General features: G+C 40.8%; 17 protein-coding genes. 1 reads left to right on the top strand and 16 read right to left on the bottom strand.

The window, feature by feature from the left end:
• Positions 1 to 17 precede the first annotated feature (17 nt).
• The 12 genes from rpmI to BM192_RS14980 all read right to left on the bottom strand — a co-directional run bounded on the left by rpmI (position 18) and on the right by BM192_RS14980 (position 12,322).
• On the bottom strand, positions 18 to 218 hold the full coding sequence (gene rpmI, locus BM192_RS15035) for a 50S ribosomal protein L35 (protein WP_037439533.1): 201 nt from the start codon (positions 216 to 218) through the stop codon (positions 18 to 20).
• 26 nt (positions 219 to 244) lie between these two features.
• A complete protein-coding gene (gene infC, locus BM192_RS15030; RefSeq protein ID WP_051759761.1) occupies positions 245 to 814 on the bottom strand; it encodes a translation initiation factor IF-3 in 570 nt (189 codons plus the stop codon).
• Between the two features lie 13 nt (positions 815 to 827).
• Positions 828 to 2,753 carry a threonine--tRNA ligase gene (gene thrS, locus BM192_RS15025; protein ID WP_037439535.1) on the bottom strand — a complete coding sequence of 642 codons (1,926 nt, stop codon included), beginning with the start codon at positions 2,751 to 2,753 and terminating at the stop codon, positions 828 to 830.
• A gap of 141 nt (positions 2,754 to 2,894) precedes the next feature.
• A complete protein-coding gene (locus tag BM192_RS15020) occupies positions 2,895 to 3,818 on the bottom strand; it encodes a LysR family transcriptional regulator (protein ID WP_037439537.1) in 924 nt (307 codons plus the stop codon).
• Between the two features lie 58 nt (positions 3,819 to 3,876).
• Positions 3,877 to 4,437 (bottom strand): GNAT family N-acetyltransferase, encoded by a 561-nt coding sequence (locus BM192_RS15015; protein WP_074588506.1) that lies wholly within the window; start codon positions 4,435 to 4,437, stop codon positions 3,877 to 3,879.
• Positions 4,424 to 5,116, bottom strand: coding sequence for a ribose-5-phosphate isomerase RpiA (rpiA, locus tag BM192_RS15010; protein WP_234797570.1), 693 nt, complete (start codon positions 5,114 to 5,116; stop codon positions 4,424 to 4,426). Before rpiA ends, BM192_RS15015 begins: the two co-directional genes overlap by 14 nt.
• A 152-nt stretch (positions 5,117 to 5,268) precedes the next feature.
• Positions 5,269 to 6,297, bottom strand: a complete 1,029-nt coding sequence (locus BM192_RS15005) for a hemin-degrading factor (RefSeq protein WP_037439539.1) — start codon at positions 6,295 to 6,297, stop codon at positions 5,269 to 5,271.
• A 10-nt stretch (positions 6,298 to 6,307) separates the two neighbouring features.
• Positions 6,308 to 7,090 (bottom strand): heme ABC transporter ATP-binding protein, encoded by a 783-nt coding sequence (locus BM192_RS15000; RefSeq protein WP_037439541.1) that lies wholly within the window; start codon positions 7,088 to 7,090, stop codon positions 6,308 to 6,310.
• A complete protein-coding gene (locus tag BM192_RS14995) occupies positions 7,087 to 8,136 on the bottom strand; it encodes a FecCD family ABC transporter permease (RefSeq protein WP_037439543.1) in 1,050 nt (349 codons plus the stop codon). Before BM192_RS14995 ends, BM192_RS15000 begins: the two co-directional genes overlap by 4 nt.
• Positions 8,129 to 8,992, bottom strand: a complete 864-nt coding sequence (locus tag BM192_RS14990) for a heme/hemin ABC transporter substrate-binding protein (RefSeq protein ID WP_037439562.1) — start codon at positions 8,990 to 8,992, stop codon at positions 8,129 to 8,131. Before BM192_RS14990 ends, BM192_RS14995 begins: the two co-directional genes overlap by 8 nt.
• A 128-nt stretch (positions 8,993 to 9,120) precedes the next feature.
• Positions 9,121 to 10,200, bottom strand: a complete 1,080-nt coding sequence (locus tag BM192_RS14985) for an HmuY family protein (protein ID WP_051759762.1) — start codon at positions 10,198 to 10,200, stop codon at positions 9,121 to 9,123.
• 28 nt (positions 10,201 to 10,228) lie between these two features.
• A complete protein-coding gene (locus BM192_RS14980) occupies positions 10,229 to 12,322 on the bottom strand; it encodes a TonB-dependent receptor plug domain-containing protein (protein ID WP_037439545.1) in 2,094 nt (697 codons plus the stop codon).
• Positions 12,323 to 12,595: 273 nt separating this feature from the next.
• Here BM192_RS14980 and BM192_RS14975 point away from each other — a divergent pair, with 273 nt between their 5' ends.
• The gene (locus BM192_RS14975) at positions 12,596 to 13,177 is read left to right on the top strand and encodes a YceI family protein (RefSeq protein WP_037437958.1); all 582 of its coding nucleotides are present in this window, start codon (positions 12,596 to 12,598) and stop codon (positions 13,175 to 13,177) included.
• 74 nt (positions 13,178 to 13,251) lie between these two features.
• Here BM192_RS14975 and BM192_RS14970 read toward each other — a convergent pair whose 3' ends face one another.
• The 4 genes from BM192_RS14970 to BM192_RS14955 form a co-directional block, all read right to left on the bottom strand.
• Positions 13,252 to 15,291, bottom strand: coding sequence for a M13 family metallopeptidase (locus BM192_RS14970; RefSeq protein WP_074964040.1), 2,040 nt, complete (start codon positions 15,289 to 15,291; stop codon positions 13,252 to 13,254).
• Between the two features lie 223 nt (positions 15,292 to 15,514).
• Entirely contained in the window at positions 15,515 to 16,036 is a 522-nt protein-coding gene (locus BM192_RS14965; protein WP_037437959.1) for a DUF892 family protein, read from the bottom strand.
• A gap of 114 nt (positions 16,037 to 16,150) precedes the next feature.
• On the bottom strand, positions 16,151 to 18,574 hold the full coding sequence (locus tag BM192_RS14960) for a glycoside hydrolase family 2 TIM barrel-domain containing protein (RefSeq protein WP_234797569.1): 2,424 nt from the start codon (positions 18,572 to 18,574) through the stop codon (positions 16,151 to 16,153).
• A gap of 66 nt (positions 18,575 to 18,640) precedes the next feature.
• Positions 18,641 to 20,047: a hypothetical protein gene (locus tag BM192_RS14955; RefSeq protein WP_037438004.1), complete on the bottom strand. Its 1,407-nt coding sequence runs from the start codon at positions 20,045 to 20,047 to the stop codon at positions 18,641 to 18,643.
• Positions 20,048 to 20,050: the final 3 nt, after the last annotated feature.

Raw genomic sequence — 20,050 nt, 5'->3', positions numbered from 1 at the left:
TACCTGGTTAAAATTAATTATTTTCCGATAGCAAGCATACGCTTAACGTTGCCCATATCAGCACTAGACACCATTGAGGTGTGACCTAAATTACGCTTACGTTTAGTGGACATCTTAGTTAAGATGTGGCTTTTGTATGCGTTCTTTCTTGCGATTTTACCTGTTCCAGTAAGCGAAAAACGCTTTTTAGCACTGGAATTGGTTTTCATTTTTGGCATAACCTGTCTTTATTTATGTAATTTATTTATTTTTTCGCAACTTTTGGAGCAAGCGTAAGGAACATTCTTTTACCCTCTAATTTAGGTAGAAGTTCCACTTTTCCAATATCTTCCAGAGCCTGTGCAAATTTAAGTAACAAAATCTCACCTTGCTCCTTATAAACAATTGCTCTACCCTTAAAGTGAACGTATGCTCTAACCTTTTCGCCGTTTTCAAGGAAACTTACCGCATGTTTCAGTTTAAACTGAAAATCGTGATCGTTTGTATTCGGTCCGAAACGGATCTCCTTGATAATGGTCTGCTTAGCATTCGCTTTAATCTCTTTCTGCTTTTTCTTCTGCTCGTAAACGAACTTGCTGTAATCAATGATTCTGCAAACCGGAGGTACCGCGTTAGGAGATATCTCAACCAGATCCAGTTCCAGTTCATCGGCAAGGGCTAAAGCTTTTGCCAAAGGATAGATCCCTGGTTCAACATTATCTCCAGCTAATCTAACCTCCTGGGCTCTGATAAACTGATTAATATTATGTTCTGCTTCTTTTTTCTTAAAAGGAGGACGTGGTCCCCTGTTAAATCCTGGTCTGCCTAATGCCAAATTTATATACTATTTAAACTGTTATTTCTTTAATTAATAATTCACTGAAATCCTGGATAGTCATCTCTCCGAGATCACCCTCGCCATGTTTTCTTACCGAAACCTTCCCTTCAGTCATTTCCTTCTCACCGATAATCAACATATAAGGCGTTTTCTTCACCTCAGCATCCCTGATTTTTCTTCCGATTTTTTCATCACGAAAGTCAATCAAACCGCGAATATCGGAATTATTTAGTTCATCTGAAACTTTTTTAGCATAATCTTCATATTTTTCTGAGATAGGAAGTATGATAAATTGTTCCGGGGAAAGCCATAAAGGGAAATTTCCTGCACAATGTTCAATCAGCACAGCCACAAAGCGTTCCAGTGAACCAAATGGAGCACGGTGAATCATGACTGGTCTGTGCTTTAGATTATCGCTACCGGTATATTCCAGTTCAAATCTCTCTGGTAGATTATAATCAACCTGGATCGTTCCGAGCTGCCATTTTCTTCCTAAAGCATCTTTTACCATGAAGTCCAGTTTAGGTCCGTAAAAGGCTGCTTCTCCCAGCTCTACGACTGTAGGCAGCTCTTTCTCAGCAGCAGCTTCGATAATAGCGTCTTCAGCCATTTTCCAGTTCTCATCAGAACCGATGTACTTAGCCTTGTTATCTGGATCACGAAGTGAGATCTGAGCAGTGTAGTCGTTAAAACCTAAAGATTTAAAAACATACAGTACAAGATCGATTACTTTTTTAAACTCCTCTTTAACCTGATCCGGACGACAGAACAAGTGAGCATCATCCTGAGTAAACCCTCTTACCCTTGTTAAACCATGCAGTTCCCCACTTTGCTCATAACGGTAAACAGTACCGAATTCAGCGAACCGTAAAGGAAGGTCTTTGTAAGAACGTGGTTTTACTTTATAAATCTCACAATGGTGCGGGCAGTTCATCGGCTTCAACAGAAACTCCTCACCTTCCTGCGGAGTTTTTATCGATTGAAAAGAATCCTTACCATATTTATCCCAGTGACCTGAAGTCACATAAAGATTTTTATGTCCAATATGCGGTGTAATTACCTGTTCGTAACCAGATTTAGCTTGCGCTTTAGTCAGGAAATTAACCAATCTTTCTCTTAGTGCTGTTCCTTTAGGCAACCATAAAGGTAAACCCATCCCTACTTTTTCTGAAAATGCAAAAAGCTCAAGTTCCTTACCTAACTTACGGTGGTCTCGCTTTTTAGCCTCCTCAATCATATGGAGATATTCAGTCAGCTCGCTCGCTTTCGGAAAAGTAACGCCATAAATCCGGGTGAGCTGTTTTTTAGTCTCATCTCCTCTCCAGTAAGCACCAGCAACATTCATAAGCTTTACAGCCTTGATAAAACCGGTATTCGGAATGTGTGGGCCACGGCATAAATCAGTAAATTCACCTTGTTTATAAAAAGTGATCTGACCATCCTGTAAACCGTCAATAAGGTCTAGTTTATACTCATCTCCTTTTTCTGTGAAATAGGCGACAGCATCAGCCTTTGAGACATTTTCTCTGGTAAAAACTTCTTTCTGCTTTGCCAGTTCCATGAACTTCGCTTCAATCGTTTTAAAGTCATCAGAAGAAAACTCATGATCTCCGAAATCAACATCATAATAGAAGCCGGTTTCAATCGCCGGACCGATACCAAATTTGGTACCCGGATATAGAGCTTCTAAAGCTTCCGCCATTATATGTGCAGAAGAGTGCCAGAAAGTCGCTTTACCCGCCGTATCGTTCCAAGTCAGCAATTTAACTGTTGCATCCGACTCAATTGGCCGGACAGAGTCCCAGACTACGCCATTGACTTCAGCAGCCAATACATTGCGGGCAAGTCCTTCAGAAATAGAAAGTGCAATTTGATGAGCAGAAGTCCCCTTTTCGAAAGGGCGGACAGAGCCATCAGGAAGTGTAATGTTAATCATCTACAACTATGATTTTAAATATGATAAAAAAAAATATATGTTTTGCCATCACTTACAAGGTGATTTCAGCAAATACAAAGGTAATTTTTTAAGCTGTATTCAGGTAAAGAAAATTAAATCAGCTTAAGAATCCGTGAGACCTCAGGAAGAAACAGGTAGCGGGCGGACCGGAGAAATGTCCTGAATAAAGACCTTTTTAATCGTTTCAATTTCATCCGAGTAAATAGTTTTTTTTCTAGATGCAAAGTGCAATGTGTTTTCCATTGGAAGAAAACCTTCCCAGAGTATTTTCACTTTACCAGAATTCACTTCGTCCCTGCAAAGAAAATCAGGAATAACAGCCAGTCCTCTTTCACCACTTAGACACCTGATAATAGATCTCATATTTGGAACAATAAAATTAGGTTTAAAGTCAATCCTTGAATTAAAGTTCTTAAACCAGAATTTCAGCAGGTGTTCCATATCCCCTGCAGTCCCAAACCAAAGTTGCTGCTTTAACCAAGCCTGCATCCCAGACCTGTCATTCTGTTGCATCCACCGCTCAAAATCGGTCGTATCCGTCGCAGCACCTGCAATGAGCACAATCCGTTCCGTACCAAAACCATGATAAGTAAGATTTTTCGATAAGTCTTTGTGCGGCGTGATAATCAAATCCAGAATCCCGTTATCCAGTTCATTGATCATTTGCTGATAATCTCCAAATTTAACAATTACATTAAACGGAAGTTTAGATAAATGTGGTTCCAATATTAGCTGAAAAGTCTCGAAACACATCCCCAGACTAAGCGTCGGCTTTTCTTTTGTACTGTTACGGTGAAAGTGCTGTTCGGCCGTCTCCAGCTTCAAAATTGCCTCCAGCACATAATTATAAAGCACTTTACCTTTTTCAGTGGGAACCATCCTACGGGATGTCCGGTCAAAAAGCTTATAACCGGTGTAATTCTCCAAAGAACTCAGATGCAAACTTACCCCCGGCTGGGAAATAAACAACGTTTCTGCAGCTCCTGTGAGTGTCCCTGTCTCATAAATTGCTTTGAAAGTCCTATACCATTCCAGATTAACCATACCTCATTATTATGATACAAACATACCAATTTTATAAAAAAGATAATACATAAAAAGGTCAGGACTCATCTGCGTTCAACATGGAGTAGACTGCAGAATCCAGGAATTGGCCATTATAGTAAACCTTATCTTTGAATAACCCCTCCCTAATAAAACCTGCGGCATCCAGAACTTTTTGAGAGGCAATATTACGTGGATCAATAACTGCTTCCAATGTATGAAACTTAAGATCTGCGAACGCATATTTAACAATCCGGTTTACAGCTTCAAGCATGATCCCCTTCCCGCGGAAATCAGGATGGAGAATATAACCAACTTCAGTCCGGAAATTTTCAGGCTGGATTCTGATCAGACAAATCATTCCGACTAATAATTTTTCATTATCACTAAGGGTAATGGCCCAGTTAATACATTCTTTTTTAATGAGCATCTCCTCAAAAGTTCCGATTAGCGTTAGTGCATCTTCAGTATTTTTAGCCAGTGGCCTTGGGATATAACGCATGGTATCGGGATCAGACCGAAGTGCAAAAACAGCATCGACATCAGCAGAAGTAATTTCTCTTAAAGTAAGTCTTCCCGACTTAAGGACCGGAAACGGGCTAAAATTAATTTCCATCATATATAACAACATGATCGCCTTTACCCATAATTACCTGGGTGGCTAAATGAATAAATAAACCATGCGCAACAACTCCTTCAATCTGATTTAATTTCTCCGCAAGCGCAGCAGGATCATCAAGCAGTCCAAAATCTGCATCAATAATATAATTTTGATTATCAGTCAAAAACACCTTATCGTTACGCTCTCTTAAATAACAGATTGCGCCAGCCTTCTTTAACTGCTGTGTAACATAAGATAGACCAAATGGCACCACTTCGACAGGTATTTTAAACTTTCCTAACCTCTCCACCATTTTAGAGGAGTCTGCAATAATAATTTCCTTTTTACTTAAGGAAGCCACGATTTTTTCTCTGAATAAAGCCCCGCCGCCACCTTTAATCAAGTTAAGCGCAGAATCGAATTCATCTGCACCATCTATGGTCAGATCTATTTCTTTAACCTCTTCAGGTTTTAAAAGTTTTATCCCCAGCTCAGCTGCCATATTTTCTGTGTGCACTGAAGTGGCAACAGCTTGCAAGCTCATCCCAGACTTAACGAGCTCTCCAACCGCCTGAATAGCATAAAAGGCAGTAGAACCTGTACCAAGACCGATAATCTGATGATCCTTTATTTGTTTTACGGCCTCTAATGCTGAATTCTTTTTTTCCTGTTCAGACCAATTCATCTGCTTCTCCATAAATTATTCTTTATTAAGCATAAGCTCAAGATTCGTATAAATTTATAAAAAAAGACAGGATAACAACTGGATTTATTCCGTGTATACGAAAAAAGCTGTACCAGGGCAGTACAGCTTTTAATAAATGATAGCACAAAATTTTACATTAAATTCTAGGCAGTTAAGACAGCATTCTCAGTGCTTAGCAGACGCCATTTTTCATTTTCAGGAATTCCTGGTTTACGTTTACCGAAAAATTGAACTATGATTTCTCCATATTGATCAAAGACTTCAATACTGGTTACCACACCATCTTCTGTAGGTTTTCTAACTAACCAAACTTTATCAATAGCATCTTCTCTCAGGTGCATATTAAAGTCAGGATCAAGAACATTTAACCATGGTCCCGTTCTCACTATTTTTTTAACTGGTCCTGTATGGATCTGAATACACCCCTTACTGCCTGTAAACACCATAATTTCCAGGTCCGTAGCCGAGGCCTCCTCTAAGATCTTACCGATTGACTCTACTGTAATACGTGATGCATAACCTGCAGGAGCCAGTCTAAGCCCTTGTGTTCTGGAAACACCAAACTCACGAAGCAAACCATGAAACTCATGCGTATCCTTTAGAGCAAGCCATTTTTCAGCAAACCCTTTTTGATCAATCTCGTCATCAGGCTGCTCATCAGCAGCAGTCTTCTTCGGCTGAACAACAAATTCCTGTTCATTCCCATCTGTAAATTTCGCAACCAGTCTTTCATAAGCTTCTGCATCACTGTCAGCTGTCACATAAATTTTATGAACTGCATCTCCATCCTTACCAAAGAACTGAAGACTTTTTCGACCATTTTCTGACACTGCGAAAGCAGAAGCCCATTGAGATAAGAATATTCTCAGATCAATATCAGGATTCACAAGCAGACCCATCGGTCCCGAAAAACTTGCACCATGGTAGATACCTTTACGTTCATGCACACAATAATCATTACGTGTTAACGCCATAACTTTACCTAGCGATTCAACATCGACAAGAATATCTTTAAAATCCGGCTTTAGACGGATTGCAGACTCACCGATTGTTGTTGCAATTAATTCGGCCTCCGTAACCTCTAATTTTTTAGCTGCGTCACGAATTCTTAATTTTTCATCCTCTTTTTTTAAAGCCTCCCACTGGCTTTTTAATGTCGTCATTTGATTCATATTCGTTCTTTTAAATTTTTACTGCCGCAGGTACAACCAGCGGACATTTATATCCATCCATAGGGACCAGCCGTACTGATACCCCAAAAGTTTCTTTTAAATTTTCGAAGTTTATAACTTCCTCGGGTCTGCCCATTGCCACCATCCGCCCCTGCTTGAGCAGAAGAATCTGATCTGCAAATGTAGAAGCAAAATTAATATCATGTAAAATACAGATCACTGTATAACCCTTGTCTGATAAACCCCGGGCTAATTCCATAACCTGCTGCTGATAAAGCAAATCAAGACCATTTGTCGGCTCATCCAGAAAAAGACAGGCTTCCGGACAATCATAAATTTGAGCCAGAATTCTTGATAAATGAACCCTTTGTTGTTCCCCTCCGGATAAAGTCTGATAATCGCGGTTGGCCAGATGTAAAATACCAGTGTCCTCCATAACCTGACGCACAATAACCTTGTCATTCTCAAGAGGCTGATTTCCAAAATGTGGATATCGCCCCATCATAACCAGCTCATGAACCAGAAAAGAGATAGAAAGCGTGTGTTGTTGTACGAGAATCGCCCTTTGTCTGGCGAGTTCCTGGAGACTATAATCGTCCAAAAGTTTACCCCGAATTCTGATGGTGCCAACTGACGGCTTTAATTCACCGCTCAACATTTTCAGGAAAGTACTCTTTCCGGCACCATTTGCACCAAGAATCGCCAACATTTCTCCTTTTGCAATCGAAAAATTCAGATCATCCACCAGCAATTTGTTGCCAATTCTAAAACTCAATCCGGTTATGGTAATCATAATTGTTTATTTTTATTACGTTCAGATATAACCATATATAAAAATACGGGGGTACCAATTAAAGCAGTTAATATTCCTATCGGTAACTCAGCAGGCATAACAATCGTCCGCGCCACAAGATCTGCCATGGTCAACAATGCAGCACCTGCGATAGCAGCTCCAGGAATAACCAGACGGTGATCTGATGTGAAAGAAATTCGCAGTACGTGAGGCACTACAAGTCCGATAAAACCAATCATCCCCGCCACAGAGACAGATGCGCCTACCGCGATAGTTGCCAGAAGCATAATTATCCGTTTCAGCTTAACCACGTTTATCCCCATATGTATTGCCTGCGCCTCACCTAAAGCCAGGGCATTTAAAGACTTAGAGAAGAACGGTAGTATAAAAACAGGAATAAAAACAAACGGGGCAATTAAGACTACAGTTTCCCAGGATGCACCGCCTAAACTACCCAAACTCCAAAACGTAATGGTTCTGAGCTGCTCATCAGTGGCCATATAAGTTAACAAACCAGTTAATGCGCCCGCAAGTGCATTGATCCCAATTCCACATAGCAATAAAGTTGTAATTACAGTTTTACCATTATTAACAGCTAAACGGTAAACCAATATCGTAGTAAAGCAGGCCCCTGCAAATGCAGAGATAGACAAGGCATAAAAACCCAGTGCGCCGCTTATCACTTTAAAAAAACCAGCCCCCAGGACAATCATCAGCACGGTGAACAAAGTAGCACCTGAAGAGATCCCAATTAAACCTGGTTCTGCAAGCGGATTACGAAACAAACCTTGAATAGCGGCACCCGAAACACCCAGAGCTGCACCTACCAGTGCACCTAAAGCGACCCTCGGCAAACGAATATGTAATAAAACCGCAGCCTGCTGGTCGGAATACAGTTTTTCTGCAGAAAGACCTGTCTTATGCCCCACTAAAGAAAAAAACTCAGCTGCCGAAATGCTCACTGCTCCTACACAACACGAAACAATCAGTACAACAATGAGCAGTAAGCAGAGCGATGATAAGACAACAGCCCTTGATTTAATCATGTATTTTCGCTGCTAATTCCTTAATAGCCACACCTAACCTTGGACCAAAACTACTTAACAGTTCACCATCCATACTGACAATTTTTTTATTTTTGCCGGCATTGGTTTCTTTGATGCCCTGAACTTTTGCCATCCCCTCAGCACCACCCAGACTTTGCAATCCAGATTCGAATAATAAAATTACATCCGGATTAGCTTTTACTAAAGCTTCGGCAGTGAGCGGTTTATAATCCGCAAATTCGGTCACAGCATTCTGACCGCCTGCCAGTTCGATCATACTGGCCACCTGCGTACCTGTACCACCAACCATCATTGTCCCCGCACCTCTGGCATATATAAATAAAACTTTAGGCTTAGACTGAGCTGCAGCAGGTTTAACAGCAAGATCGGTTTCCAGCTGACGGATAACAGAGTCACCTGCTTTCTCACGATGAAGACTATCTGCAAGTGTACGAATCAGTTTTTTAGTACCTTCAGCACTATATTCCTGATCAACTAACAATAACCTCACACCCGCGGTTTTAAACTGTTCAGCGAGAGCCGGTGTAATTTCTTTCGATAAACCGACAATAAGATCCGGCCTCAGTGCCATCACACCTTCGGCATTTATACTTTTACTATGCCCTAATTTAGGTTTGGCCTTAATACTTTCCGGGTAATTACTGGTAATATCTGTACCAACAATATTCTTCTCTAACCCAATCGCAGCAAGCACTTCAGTAACAGGGCCGTTTAAAGACACTATTTTCAAACTATCAAGCTGGTGGTCGGTACCATTTTCATCTTTTGCATTATTCTGGCAGGAAGTCAGGGCAGAAACTAAAACGAATGCTGCCAGTATATAGGATTTTATCATTGGATTGATTTTATTCAGGTTAACAATTAAGAGCACGTTAATTTTCAGGCGGAAGATTGAATTTTGTAGAAAAAAAGCGGCTTTCAATCTTATTGAAAGCCTGCTTTTCACCAAAAACTAACCAAGTTTTATGCTTTTTTTATCAGTTCATAAGTAATAACCGGTTTACCACGTACCCCGGTATCTTTCGCATGGAAACTGACGAATTTCAATTTATATACATTACCCGCTCCATCCTTAACCAAATAGAAGCGATCTGTCTTAACACCTACAGGATTTCCCGATGTCACCCGCCATTTGCCAGCAATTGCATCACGGTTACCGTTAAATGCAATACCATTAAGATCAGTCTCTTTGAAATCAGCATAGTTGACTTTGCTATTTGCTTCTGTTCCCGAGAATATGACCTCAGCAGCTGTAACGCCACTAACGAAATTGATTAATACAAAATCTGAGAAAGTATATGGAACAGTGGCACTTGCCATATAAGTAGACAGCGTCCATTGAATATCCCAGTCAGCTTTTGCAGGCTCCACTTCTACAGCACCAGCAGTAAACGAAGCAAACTTAAAGTTGAAAACAGGATCCTTCACGATATTCAATGTCTTAAAAGTAGTTTCATTAATTTTCGCATATTGCAGCGTATATCCATTGCCATTACGAATTACACGGATTTTCTCCCAGCCTCGTTTTTCAGTTACACCAGCCGTTCCGCGGTTTACGATGTACACTTTGTTACTGACTTCAGCTGCAGATACCTCTTTAATAACAGTACCCCCTAAATAAGCAGCAGCACCACCACTCACAGGATCAATGGTAGAAAATCCACCGTCACCTTGACCCAGAGCCAATGTATTAACACTTGCTAGAGCAATGGTATCAGCGGCGGTAACCGTATTAAGATCGGTTTTGTCGAGCGCTATAGCTGTTGAACCAACAGTATGGTTAAGAATCACCCGGAATTCAGTGCCCGAATAAAAACCAAGATCCCAGGAAGTACGCGCTACGGAAACTTGTTTGTCTTTACTGAAATCAACAAAGACACTATTTCCAGCACCGGTGCCATCCTCTTCACCAATAAGACCATTCAATGTTAAAGTACTTCCGGATGAGGGTGGTACAATAATAATAGGATCACTATCCTTTTTGCAGGAACTAAACACAGCAACTGCGCAGAAAAGCGCTAAAAATGGAGTAAACTTGTTCATAATTTGTGTATTGAATATTTATAATTTATTATTTCGAAATATTGAAGTTCAGCCCAACAACATAAGATCTCCCATACTGATAAGGAACAGGCCCGGCTCCGGTGCTATGTGCAGCGCCTGTGTCAGTTCCTGTGTTACTCAGAGAAGTAACATCAAATAAATTTTTAACCCCTGCATTCAGATTCAAACCATTAAAAATCTTTTTGGTGAACATCAGATCCGCCAGTGTAAATGAACCGGTCTTAGTTAGTTGCGCCTGCTCTACCGCACCAGCAGTCGCCAGTACATATATCCTTCTAGTTCCTGTGAATTTGCCGGAGAAATTTACCGTAGCATCCCACTTGGGAAAAGTATAAGTCAGATTGGTATTCACTTCAGGAGACCAGACAAACTGGGGCGATTCGCCATAGGCATCGGCATCGGCAGCATATTTATTATAAGTTCCGATCATGGAGAAGCCCAGACTGGCTTGAAAATCTTTCCAGATCGCGGTGCCTTCCATTGTACCACCAGTTGTTTTAAATCTATCTATATTAATCAAGGTAGTTACAGTCGGATCCTCAGCGGAAAGACCATAATCTATTCTATTACGGAAATAATTGTAAAAACCTGTGAGGACGATTCGGGTGCGGACAGCTGCATTATCGTCATTACTGCGGGTTAGAGAAGCGTTAAAACTATTGGATTGTTCAGCTTTAAGATTCTCATTTCCAATGATTGTATGGCTGGCATCAATAAAATCATAATATAATTCGCGCAAAGCAGGCGCGCGGAATCCACTCGCATAACCAATTCTGAAATCATATAACGGATTCAATTTAATTTTTACATTCAGGGAAGGAATGACAGGAGGCGCGTCATAAACAGAGTTTTTAGTGAACCGCAGCCCTGGTCTTAACATTAGCCAGTCGATTGCCTTCCATTCCGAAGAAAGAAACAGGGAGTAATCATTAATAACCGGACTACCTTTAATTCTTGCACCATCAGCTGCATCCCTATTGAACTCCATGCCCGGTTGAAAAGATAAACCTGGAGATAGTTTATAAACTAATGTTGTCCTGGCAGTTACTGTATTAAATTTAGAAACATCCTGTTCTGCTTGTCCGGTCGAAGTAACATCTGAGCCGTCCGTGAAATCGTGTATAGAAGTTTGCGTTGCCCTTTTAAGGTTAGAATAAGCAACCATACCATTCAGATTCAAATTATCCTGTAATCTGAAATCGCCCTGAACCTGGTGTGTCCATCTGTCAGTAACATATTTCTGATTAATTGATTTGTAAGTATTTGGGTTGAGCGCCCCTTTACTGTCGATAACCTCATTTACATAATCCGCTCTGTACCAGACATTGGCTTTCGCGCTGCGGTAGCCGATCCGGGTGTTGGCTAACCATTGCTCTTTGGGTTTCCACCGGTTGATAACAGATGCGACTTCTTCAGCAGTAGCAGTGGCTGGCGCCAGATTAAAACCAGTAAAATCCTGATGACTTAAACCAGCCATAACGCTCCAGCGATTTTGCTGCCACCCGCCCCCCAGATGTTGCAAATGCACTCCCTGATCACCAAAAGGTTTATATTCCGATCCGGCAGTCTCCTCCTGAACGCGTGCATTCAAATTCCAATTTTCCTTTCCAGGCCCCTTAGTGATGATATTAATTACTCCGGCAAGAGCGTCACTCCCGTAAGAAACCGATAAAGGCCCCTCTACAATTTCGATACGTTCAATTGTATTTATATCAATTTGATTAAGACTTTCTCTGGAATCGTTCCGGTCTATCATAGGCACTCCGTCGAGTAGTATTTTCACATTACGTCCAGACATTCCCATTAATTGGACGTCACTTGTTCCCAAAGTCATATCATTAGAAAAACGAAACCCAAGTTCTGTGTTAAGTACCTGCTGTATATTGGTTGCAGCTCTGAGTCTGATTCTTTCGGAATCGATAATACGTGTTCTGTAAACTGAATTTTTTAAAGACTGCTGTTGGTACTCGCCGGTAACGACAACTTCATTTAAGGTTGCCCGGGTGCTATCCTGTTGAATTTTTTCTACTCGTTTCACGGTTTGTGCGACGGAGATTTCAGTACAAAAAATTAATGCACAGCACAGTAAAGCAAGTCTCATATATTCACTATTTAGAATAAGATTAAATAACACTACAAGTATATAGGTTATTTAGATTAATTACAAACAATGAATTATAAATATTATAACGTTCTATGAACTAAGATTTTAAATTGAAATAAACTGATGACATTATTTCAATTCTCTAAATATTATCAGCAGCTAATCCGTATAGAATTGTAAAATTTTAGTATCTGCTCATATTTCTTATCATAAATCAATACAACGTTGGAATTTTTGTAACACCTTTGATTTATAAATTATTTAAATTTTATGAAAAAAATATTTGTACTTCTGTTAGCCGCTTCTGCTTCATTATTTGCATTTACGCCAATTGCGTTAAATACATGGACTGCAGACAAATCACATTCAAAAGTTGGATTTAGTGTTACGCACATGCTTATTTCCGACGTTGAAGGATCTTTTAAAAACTTTGAGTCGACAGTTACCGCTTCTAAAGACGATTTTAGCGACGCAGTGGTTAACCTGAGCGCAGATGTGAAGTCAGTAAGCACAGACAATGAAAAAAGAGATGCTCATTTATTAAATGCAGACTTTTTTGATGCTGAGAAATACCCAAAATTAACTTTCAAAAGTACCTCAGTTAAAAAAGTATCTGCCAATAAATTTAAAGTAAATGGCCTTTTAACTTTCCATGGTGTATCTAAGCCGGTTGAATTAGACGCTACGCTGAGAGGTGTAAACACAAATGCTAATACTAAAAAATCGGTTGCTGGATTTAAAGTTACCGGTACTATCAAAAGATCTGACTTCAACTTTGGAACAAAGTATCCAGGTGCAGTTTTAAGCGATGAAGTAGAATTGACAGCAAACACGGAGTTTATAAAAAACTAATTTTATTGAACATAAAAAATCCCGCTTCCGGAATTATCCGAAAGCGGGATTTTTTATGTTCAATAATCTGAATTTTACCAGATTTTCACTCTTTTATCTGGAGCCAGATATAAAGAATCACCAGGTTTCACATCGAAAGCCGTATAAAACTCAGGTATATTTCTTACCACACCATTTACACGGAACCTAGCCGGCGAGTGTGGATCGGTGCCAACCTGATTACGAAGAGCTTCAGCTCTGGATTTATTTAACCATACTTGTCCCCAGCCTAAAAACACACGCTGATCACCAGTAAAACCATCAAGTACAGGAGCTTTTTTTCCATCAAGGCTAGCATGATATGCTTTCAAAGCGATAGTTAAGCCACCCAGATCACCGATGTTTTCTCCAAGTGTGAATTCTCCATTTACATGCAGATCTTTCATGACTTCAAAACCATTGTATTGTGCAACTAATGAGTTTGTTCTCTTTTTGAATTCATCCAAATCCGATTTCGTCCACCAGTTACGCATTACACCATCTCCATCAAAAGTACTTCCCTGGTCATCAAAACCATGACCGATCTCATGTCCGATTACTGCACCAATACCACCATAATTCACGGCGTCATCGGCATTCATATCAAAAAACGGAGGCTGCAGGATTGCTGCCGGAAATACAATCTCGTTCAGTGGCGGGTTGTAATAAGCATTTACAGTTTGTGGAGTCATCCCCCATTCGGAGCGGTCAACAGGCTTCCCTAATTTAGCAATCATCCTGTTATATTCAAATGCAGTAGATCTTGTCAAATTCCCATATAAATCGTCCTTAACAATCTTTAAGGTACTGTAATCTCTCCATTTATCAGGGTATCCGATCTTAGGTGTGAACTTGCTTATTTTTTTAAGCGCTTCCTGTTTTGTCGTTTCACTCATCCAATCCAAACCCTTGATACTTTGTTCGTAGGCTTTTAATAAATTGCCTACCAGTTCCAGCATTCTTGCTTTGGCCGCAGGTGAGAAGTGTTGCTCCACATAAAGTTTACCTACCATTTCACCTAAGGACCCATTGACTACACCAACGGCCCTGCGCCATTGCGGACGTTGTTGCGGTACCCCATTTAAAATCGTTCCGTTAAAATTAAAATTTTCAACATCCAGGGCTGTATTCAGAGCAGATGCAGCGCCGTTAACGAGACTCCATTGCAAGTAAGTTTTCCAGGTACTGATAGGTGTCTCTTTAATAATTGCATTCAGGTCTTTAGTGTACTGTACCTGCGCAATAACAAGACTGTCAGGTTTCTTAATACCAGCTTCTGTCAGCAAGGCTGTCCAGTTGAAGTCGGGCATAAGAGTTTTTAATTGGCTGACACCATATTTGTTGTAAAGGCCGGCAATATTTCTGGTCTCTTCTTTTTTCATTTGCTTGGAAGCCAGTAAAGTCTCCAAAGCCATAATTTCACTCGCTTTAACTTTTCCTCCGGAAATTCCCGCAAGAGTCAGCATTTTTTCAATATGGATCACATATTTGGTACGGATCTCCTTTGACTTCTCGTCTGTTTTAAAGTAGTATTCTCGTTCCGGTAATCCCAGTCCACCCTGCCAGGTTAGTAACATATAATTGGAAGGATCTTTGAAATCCTCCGATACACCAACACTAAAGGGAACCATATTACCAATTTTACTTGCATAGGCGAAATATGAAGCAAGTTCATCGTAATTTTTAAGATCGTTTATTTTTTTCAAATCAGCCGCCAGTGGTTTAACGCCGATAGCATCCCTAGCCGCCGTATTCATGTAAGAACCGTATAGATCACCGATTTTCTGTTCTTCAGAACCTGGCGCAAATTTTCCGGATGCTGCTTTTTCAATAATAGCTTTTACATCTTCCTGCGCCTTATCACTCACCATGGCTCCGACGCTGTAAGCAGGTTTATCGGCAGGAATTTCAGTGTTTTTAATCCATGTTCCATTAACATAGTTCATGAAGTTATTACCAGGCCGGACTTGTTTATCCATATTGGACACGATAATACCAGACTTTGGGGGATCCTCAGTTTTTATAGCCTGAAATCCGGCAAACAACAATAGGGACCCGGCTAAAACCGGAACACCCAGGGATAATTTTGTTTTCATTAGCTTAATTTTTTTTGTTAGATGTAACCTGGATAAAGGTTACACCAGGATTTTTTTATAGCATACCGGGTTTACAAAAGCTTATCAGCATAGGTTGTGCAAAGCTTTATGAGGTCGGTATCACTTAATTAATGACACAATTTACAAATAAATTCAGACGAAACTATAATTACCCGAATTTCCTGGATAACGCTAATGAAACTGATCAGACGATATTGATATTTTAAATCCCGCGAGATTCACGATTAGCTGCCGGATGAATCACTTCACTGGCAAGGGTAGAAATAACACGGTCAAATTCCTGCTCCTCGTCAAGATTAAACTTCAGCAGATCAAGAACCTGTTTTGGCATACTTTCCTGAAGCAATCCTATCATATTGGAATAGCTGGCTATTTTATAGTGTGAAATTAACTGTGTAGCATATATAATAGCCGCATCCCTTAATGCGGTCCCCGTCTCCATACTTTTTACAAGCTCCCCTGCCTTCTCTGTCAATATTTCGATTACCTGGCACTTTCCCTCAGCCTCGGGCATCTGCAAAATATCAAATATCAGCTCTAAACGTACCGCGTGCTTTTCAGCTGCTGCTGCCTGAAAAAGCAATTGCCGTTGTAAAGGCTCCGTATAGGCAGCCATAGATAATGCAGTGGCACACTGTACCACTCTCTTTTCTCCGTATTTAAGGTCTTGCAGACATTTGTTATAAAATAGCTGCAATCCTGTTTGATCTCCTTGCATTTCCATCTTTAACGCTGTTAACAGGATGCTTAAAACAACCTGTGTGAATTAACAAACCAGATTTTCAAAAGTTTGATTTCACGCAAATTGCAGCACATTTAAACTTCCTGTAGTGATCATTTACTTAGACTGTAACCTGATCTCTGCAGAGCCAAGACCTTCACTAAAAGCCTGAATTACAATCTCCCCCTGGACCTGGTAAGTTCGGACAATTGCCATCGCAAGTCCGTTAAAAGCCTTACGGATATCAGACTGAAAAGACTCATGACTAACAGGACTACCGTTATCTGTAGCCACGAGCCTGCCTGCGCCCTCTACCGATATCCGTATAGCTTGTGCTGCATCAGGAACCAGATTTCCCTGAGAATCCAGAACACGAATCGTCACAAACGACAAATCTTCGCCATTCGCATCTAATACCCCTCTATCGGCAATTAGCTCAAGTTTCGCCGCCGGCCCCGCAGTAGATACATTTCTTTCCAGAATGATCTTCCCATTCTTACGCGATACCACTTTTAGAGTTCCTGGTTGATATAAAACCTTCCAGGAAACTTTGAGTTCTTCTCCATCCTTTCTGCGTACTCCTTTGGAGACACCATTCAGATAAAGTTCCACTTCGTCTGCCTGACTGTAATAGGCTATAACATCCACTTCTTTTCCCGAAGACCAGTTCCAGTGTGGCAATAAATGTAATACCGGTAAATCGGTCCATACACTTTGGTACAAATAATAAACATCTTTCGGAAAACCTGCAAGGTCGATTATTCCGAAATACGAACTTCTTGCCGGCCATGTATAAGGGGTTGGCTCTCCTAAATAATCGAAACCAGTCCAGACATACATTCCCGAAACTGCAGGATTACGGTAAAAAGCCTTTAGTGTTTCTTCATGTGAAGAACCCCAGGGCGTGTAGCAATTATCGTAGGCGGAGCAGCTAAAATCTGCATTTCCGGTTAGTAAAGGTTTATCCCAGGCGGTCGGCCAGATGCGCATACTATCTGCAGGTGCATCATAATGTCCCCTGGTCTGTAAGGCAGAAGTCGTTTCGGTTGCAATGAGCTTCTGACCGGGATGGGCATTTGTAAAATCATCCCATGATTTATGATTATAATTATAGCCAATCAAATCCATTGCTCCGGAACTGATCAGATTATTGTAACTGTTTACATCGTTATTTGCAGTAGTTACCGGTCTGGTAGGGTCGAGGTCTTTTACTATTTTCACCAGTTTTCTGGCCCATACCCTTCCTAATGTATCAGCACCTGTACCCCATTGCTCCTGAATCTCATTTCCGACGCTCCAAATAAATACAGAAGGATGATTACGGTCACGCAGCACCTGATCCTCCAGATCTTTCTTATGCCATTGTCCGAAATCAAGATGGTAATCAAAATCTGATTTCTTTTTCTCCCACATGTCGAAAGATTCGTTCATTACAATAAAGCCCATCCTGTCGCAAAGGTCAAGCAGCGCTGCTGCAGGCGGGTTATGAGCAGTCCGCAATCCATTGCAACCCATAGCTTTTAAAATCTCCAGCTGGCGTTCTGCGGCACGCAGGTTAAAAGCAGTACCTAGTGCGCCCAGATCGTGGTGATTACAAACACCTTTGATTTTTATATTTTTACCATTTAGAATGAAACCATTTTTTGCCTCAAAACTGAAACTACGTATACCTAGCGGCGTTTCATAATCGTCCACAATTTTCCCTTTTTCTATCAGGCTGGTTCTTATTTTATATAAATAAGGATCGATATCAGACCAGAGTCTGGGGTTTGGCAGTTCCATATTTACAACAGAATTGGTACGCTTACCAGTGACAGTTAGCGGGGAAATCTTTTCTAGCATAACCCTGCCCTCAGCGTCAATAATCTGATGCCTTAGATTTATCTTCCTGCTTTTCAAATTGTTTGCGATAACTGCTTCCATTCTGATTTTAGCCAGACCTTTATCTACTACAGGAGTGGAGACGAATGTCCCTGAATTCACAATATGCAGCGGATTAGTGATTAGCAATTTAACATCCCGATAAATTCCAGATCCTGTATACCAACGGGCATTAGGTTGCTGACTATTGTCAACGCGAACCGCGATGCAATTCTCACTACCCAACTTTAGATAAGGAGTGAGATCATATTCAAAAGAAATATAACCATTTGGCCTCTTACCTAAATAATGTCCGTTTATCCAGACTTCACTATTCCGGTAAACACCATCGAATAAAATGGAAACCAGACGGTTAACAGCCGACCGTGGTATTTTAAAAGTCTTCCTGTACCACCCTGTTCCTCCAGGGAGTGCCCCACCTCCGACGGTGGCAGGATGCGAATTACTAAAGTTGCCTTCAATACTCGAGTCATGAGGTAAATCCAGTTTTCTCCAGTCTGAATCTTTAAAACCGATATTTGACGCAGAAGGTACATCACCTTTAAAAAACTTCCAGTCCGCATTAAAATTTTCGATTGTACGACTGTTATCCTGTCCCGCCAAATTCATACTGAATGTACTCAATACAAAAAGGAGTAATATGCTAAAATATATTTTCACTATAGCCTTTTATTGCTAATGACCAGGGGCAAGCCCCTGGTCATTAAACACAAACATTCATTTTAATTATAAAACATAATGGAAAGCGAACCATTCATCTTTCGCTGCATCGTAAGAAGTTCCAAACCAGATACCCTTAGTTTCTACAGCCCCTGGAAATGCTTTGACAACTTTAAACGTTGGAGATGCCGGGCTCATCCAATTATCTGGATTCTGCACCAGCGTATTACCCTTTAATGTCACTTCATTTGTCTGTTCATTAACCGTAAAAGTACCGGTGGTAATGGCGCCATTCTGATTTCTGGTATACTGTTGTCCACCAATATTATTGAACAAAATCCAGGAATTATTCGCTACTGCATCCCAGGAGTCATTCCAGCCCCAATCTCTTGAATCGGCATGAGATTTAGTCCAGCCCTTACCCTTGGCAATCCAGTCAATAGGGTTACCGGCAGCATCCAATTTCCAAATCCTTCCGGAAGAATTTCCAGTCAGCATTTTCAATAGTTCACCAGCTTTAAAAGTGGGGTCAAAACCCTGATCTGGTCCCGTTTCAGGCGGCACATAACTGTCGATAAAAGACTTAGTCACGAAATTATATACCAGCATTGCTTTCCCTTCTCCATCTACATCTGCATCACGGATAACGCCTAGCTGCATACTATTTTCATCCAGAGAAAGAATGGTATAATTGGTCCAGTTTGAAATACCTTTCAAACCATTTTTCTCATTTTTATATCCGCGCAGGATAGATGCGTTATTAATGGTCAGCATTTTACTGTTCACGTTCAAAGCATAGGTACCATTCTGCGTGACACCACCTTCCATAGGCTTAACTGCTTTGAAGCTTGCTGTATTTTTCAAACTGAAGGTCATTGAGCCATAATCTCCCCTTGACATATGATTCGGATAGACATCGGCCGTGCCTACAGCCCAGGTCCAGCAATCACCACCATAACAACCGGTAGCACCACCATCCCATTCACCACCGCTTTTTAACCAGCCATTATTTACACCGTAATAGTATAAAGGGCCACCAAAAAATTTACCATCAGTGTCCAGAACCCACTCCTTTTCGTGCCCTACACCACCTGTTAAAGCAGTCCATAAAGGATCATTAACATAATTAAAATTGTCTTTGGTTACTTTGACCACTATCGAATCCATCTGAACTACCGAACCACCAGATACAGCCGAAAATTTAATTACGTAGTCACCCGCGAAAGCGAATTTAACCGTATCAGTCATTCTCGTTGAGGTACCGGTACCGTAATCCCACATGGAAATTGTTCCAGGTGTCATATTTTTCAGAATTACAGTATTACCACCGTCATCTGCTTTAAGATCCTGGTCAACTGAATATCTGATTTCTGACTTATCGAGCACCCGGCCGATGCTGTGCTCATCTTTCTTACAAGCTGCAAACAGCAGTGGAAGCATTAAAAGCCCCGCTAATTTTCTATATAATTTCATTAG

The sequence above is a fragment of the Pedobacter antarcticus genome (genome assembly GCF_900112985.1).
Lineage (GTDB): Bacteria > Bacteroidota > Bacteroidia > Sphingobacteriales > Sphingobacteriaceae > Pedobacter > Pedobacter antarcticus.
This window is presented reverse-complemented; position numbering and strand designations above follow the sequence as displayed.

What these genes read in the sequence shown, in the direction of transcription:
- BM192_RS15015 (WP_074588506.1), bottom strand. Translation starts at nt 4,437, where the DNA reads ATGATGGAAATTAATTTTAGCCCGTTTCCGGTCCTTAAGTCGGGAAGA.
- BM192_RS14955 (WP_037438004.1), bottom strand. Translation starts at nt 20,047, where the DNA reads ATGAAATTATATAGAAAATTAGCGGGGCTTTTAATGCTTCCACTGCTG.
- rpiA (WP_234797570.1), bottom strand. Translation starts at nt 5,116, where the DNA reads ATGGAGAAGCAGATGAATTGGTCTGAACAGGAAAAAAAGAATTCAGCA.
- BM192_RS14970 (WP_074964040.1), bottom strand. Translation starts at nt 15,291, where the DNA reads ATGAAAACAAAATTATCCCTGGGTGTTCCGGTTTTAGCCGGGTCCCTA.
- BM192_RS14965 (WP_037437959.1), bottom strand. Translation starts at nt 16,036, where the DNA reads ATGGAAATGCAAGGAGATCAAACAGGATTGCAGCTATTTTATAACAAA.
- BM192_RS14980 (WP_037439545.1), bottom strand. Translation starts at nt 12,322, where the DNA reads ATGAGACTTGCTTTACTGTGCTGTGCATTAATTTTTTGTACTGAAATC.
- BM192_RS15000 (WP_037439541.1), bottom strand. Translation starts at nt 7,090, where the DNA reads ATGATTACCATAACCGGATTGAGTTTTAGAATTGGCAACAAATTGCTG.
- BM192_RS15005 (WP_037439539.1), bottom strand. Translation starts at nt 6,297, where the DNA reads ATGAATCAAATGACGACATTAAAAAGCCAGTGGGAGGCTTTAAAAAAA.
- BM192_RS14985 (WP_051759762.1), bottom strand. Translation starts at nt 10,200, where the DNA reads ATGAACAAGTTTACTCCATTTTTAGCGCTTTTCTGCGCAGTTGCTGTG.
- BM192_RS14990 (WP_037439562.1), bottom strand. Translation starts at nt 8,992, where the DNA reads ATGATAAAATCCTATATACTGGCAGCATTCGTTTTAGTTTCTGCCCTG.
- BM192_RS14975 (WP_037437958.1), top strand. Translation starts at nt 12,596, where the DNA reads ATGAAAAAAATATTTGTACTTCTGTTAGCCGCTTCTGCTTCATTATTT.
- rpmI (WP_037439533.1), bottom strand. Translation starts at nt 218, where the DNA reads ATGCCAAAAATGAAAACCAATTCCAGTGCTAAAAAGCGTTTTTCGCTT.
- thrS (WP_037439535.1), bottom strand. Translation starts at nt 2,753, where the DNA reads ATGATTAACATTACACTTCCTGATGGCTCTGTCCGCCCTTTCGAAAAG.
- BM192_RS14995 (WP_037439543.1), bottom strand. Translation starts at nt 8,136, where the DNA reads ATGATTAAATCAAGGGCTGTTGTCTTATCATCGCTCTGCTTACTGCTC.
- BM192_RS15020 (WP_037439537.1), bottom strand. Translation starts at nt 3,818, where the DNA reads ATGGTTAATCTGGAATGGTATAGGACTTTCAAAGCAATTTATGAGACA.